Here is a 3,172-nt window from a genome sequence, read left to right as displayed (position 1 = left end):
GTTCCGGACGCGTCCTCCTAACCTCAGTTAAATCCCCTTTTATAAATTGTAAGTTTTTTATAGTCGCATTTTCTGACAAAATATGATATAATTCTTTCTGAATCGTATGTTTTGTAACAAAAACGTAATAATTTCAATGGTTTGGAGAGAGATGAATGGCAGAGCAGAAATCAGATGATTATAAAAGCAGGCTAAATAAGGCCCGTAATAAGCGTAATGGAAAAGATCCGATGAAATATTTTATGTATGCTGCAGGCGGTATCATTGTTATTCTTCTGGTTGTTGTGGCTGTGAAGCTGGCCAGGGGAGGTACTTTCGCAGGCTCACCCAAGGCGAGGATGGTGAATGAGACAGATACAGGAGAAGCCGCTGACCAGGGTGCCTCAGGGGAATCAGAGAGTGTGGATTCGGAGAATGCGGAGCCTACGATGTCACCCGAGGAACTGGCCCAGGCGGAGACGGATGCCCAAAAGAAAAGCGTCGTGGAATCGTATAATAATCTGGGACTCGTTCAGGTTTCCGGATATCTGAATATGCGTGAGAGCGCCAGCAAGGATGCAAAGGTAATCGGCAAGCTGCTGGGAGGAAGCGCCTGCGAGATTTTAGATGATTCGACGGAAGGCTGGTATCAGATAAGCTCCGGCGGATTGAACGGTTATATCAGTTCCGAGTTTGTTCTGACCGGGGAAGCCGCCAAGGAGGAGGCGTTTGAACAGGTGAAAGAAATGGCCGTGATCACAGCCGACAAGCTGAATGTCCGCAGTGAACCGACTCCGGACGGCCAGATTGTGGAGCAGATCCTGAAGAATGAGAGGTACTCTATTCTCGGCCAGCAGGATGGATGGATCCAGATCAGCGACGGTTATATTTCTTCCGATTATGTAGATATCCGCTATGCACTCAATGAGGCGAGAAAGCTGGATTTGAGAACCATGGTATTGAACCTTTATGACAACCTCGGTATATCTAATGTAAACAACTATCTGAATATCAGGGAAGAACCGAAGGAAGACGGCAAAATTATCGGTAAGATGACGAGTAAATCGGCCGGAGAAATTCTTGAAAAGACAGAAGACGGAGAGTGGTATAAGATTAAATCAGGCCCTGTTACCGGTTATGTCAAATCCGAGTTTATCCTGACAGGCGACGCTGCAAAGCAGGAGGCTCTTAATGTGGCTGAACTGATGGCAATTGTCTCCACAGACCGCCTGAATGCAAGGACGGAGCCGAGTACGGAATCACCGATATGGACCCAGATTTCAAATAGTGAGCGTTATGCCGTCTTAAAGCAGATGGACGGCTGGGTAGAGATTGAGCTTGACTCCACCAGCGCCTATGTGGCAACTGATTTTGTAGACGTGCGTTATGCGCTGAATGAAGCGATCAAGTTCAGCCCCATCGTAGAAACTGCTTCTTCCTCCGGCGGAAACAAGGGCAGCAGCGGGAACAAAGGCGGAAGCGGCGGCAATAAGGGCGGAGTGGGTAATACACCGGGTAATGCAGCCGGTTCCTCAAAGAGAACCCAGATTGCAAATTATGCGACCCAGTTCCTTGGCAATCCATATGTGTGGGGCGGTACAAGCCTTACGCGGGGAGCCGACTGTTCCGGATTCACGATGGCTGTTATGGCTAATTTTGGTGTCAGCTTACCGCATCATTCCGGTTCCCAGGCGAACTGTGGCAAGTCGATCAATTCCTCACAGATGAGACCGGGCGATTTAGTATTTTACGCAAACAGCAGCGGAACTATCAACCACGTGGCCCTCTATATCGGCAACGGCCAGGTATGCCACGCATCCAACGCAAGGGACGGCATCAAGATTTCAACCTGGAATTACCGTACGCCTAAGAAGATTGTCAATGTGTTAGGTGATTAAAATAGCCGAATGCTGGAGCGTGTTTATGCTGTCTGGACTGTGACAGCATGAAAGAAGTATAGAAGAGGTATCGTATCTGAGACATAATCTGTCCAGATGCGATACCTCTTTTTTGTATCACAGAAAAAATAAACCCCCTGCTATGCAGGGGGAGGGAATTTCTTTAGATTAAAGTAACTCCTGTGCTAGAATAAATGTAGGTCTGCAAACCACAAATAAAAAGCACAGGAGATCCAAAATGGACAATAGTTTAGCTCATACGAAAGTACAGTTTACAAGGGACTACACAGGGTAGGTATCTGACGGGAGGGGTTCCACCCGTCAGATTTTCCATGTAATGTTCAAGCTGTCGCTTGTGGCGGCTACGGTGGCAATCATCAAATCCACCACCCGCCGCTTGTCGTCAAAGGATACGCTGTCCCATGTGTCGAGGTAACCGGAAATCTGATTGACCTGTTCCGGGCTGATGGCTTCCACCGTCAGTTCTGCTATCTGCTTCACAAGTTCCTGCTTGCGCCCGTCCAGTTCCGCTATCTTCACATTCACATAGGAGAGCAGGACATTGTTTGCGCCCGTCAGGCTGTCCACCAGCTTTTCAATCTCGCTGTCCACATGGAGAAGTTCCACTTGCAGGGCGGCGATTTTCGGGTTGGCTTTTGCCGCTTTCTTCCTGCCTGTCAGCGTCTTGTAGCTTGCCAGTTTCTTTACCATCTGCTGACAAACAACCGCTTCCAGTTCCGAAGTAATGATTTTCCCGCACCCGGCACAGCTTTTATTGTCCAGCCGTTTTGTGCAGCGGAGATATTGCTTTCCCACAGGATTGTTAATGCTCATAAGGGCATACCCGCAGTTTCCGCACTTGATTTTTCCCGCCAGCCATGTGTGGGTGGCTTTTCGGGCAGACTGGATTTTCATGTTGTTCATCAGCTTCTTGCGGCAGGTCAGCCAGATGTCGGAGGGGACAATGCCCTCATGGGGAGCCAGCACCAGTATTTGGTCTTTCAAGTCGTTCTTTTTGCTGGGCTTCACATCCCGCCCTTGATACAGATAGCAGCCGTTCATGCCTGTAAAATCTGGCTTTCAATGGAAATACTGTCCTTTTTGTCTACCGATTGTCTTGCATAGATTGCGTCTATTCTGTTGTTCATATTGTCGCTCCTTTTCTTAAAAAAGAAACGGAGCTGCTGACACTTTTATTATTCCGCCAGCAGCCCCGCAAATCAACGGTGGCTTCGGAAAATCTTATGCCCCGGCTTCCTCGCTCTGCCGCTTGTCGGCATACTTGCGGAACACCT

Annotated in this window: 1 protein-coding gene and 1 pseudogene; one reads left to right on the top strand and one right to left on the bottom strand. The window is 48.5% G+C overall.

The genetic code is table 11. The features are described from left to right. Positions 1–155: 155 nt before the first annotated feature. The gene (locus CLOSYM_RS04400; RefSeq protein WP_021641120.1) at positions 156–1,877 is read left to right on the top strand and encodes a C40 family peptidase; all 1,722 of its coding nucleotides are present in this window, start codon (positions 156–158) and stop codon (positions 1,875–1,877) included. A gap of 321 nt (positions 1,878–2,198) precedes the next feature. Here the strand turns inward: CLOSYM_RS04400 and CLOSYM_RS04395 are convergent. After that, positions 2,199–2,951: pseudogene (locus CLOSYM_RS04395) on the bottom strand (recombinase zinc beta ribbon domain-containing protein); the annotation flags it as partial. Positions 2,952–3,172: the final 221 nt, after the last annotated feature.

This window comes from [Clostridium] symbiosum ATCC 14940 (assembly GCF_000466485.1).
Taxonomy (GTDB): Bacteria; Bacillota; Clostridia; order Lachnospirales; family Lachnospiraceae; genus Otoolea; species Otoolea symbiosa.
The sequence above is the reverse complement of the archived record's forward strand: the minus strand, read 5'-3'. Positions and strand labels throughout refer to the sequence as shown.

Bases quoted from the DNA above. Each gene is read 5' to 3' on its own strand.
- CLOSYM_RS04400 (WP_021641120.1), top strand. From the start codon at position 156: ATGGCAGAGCAGAAATCAGATGATTATAAAAGCAGGCTAAATAAGGCC.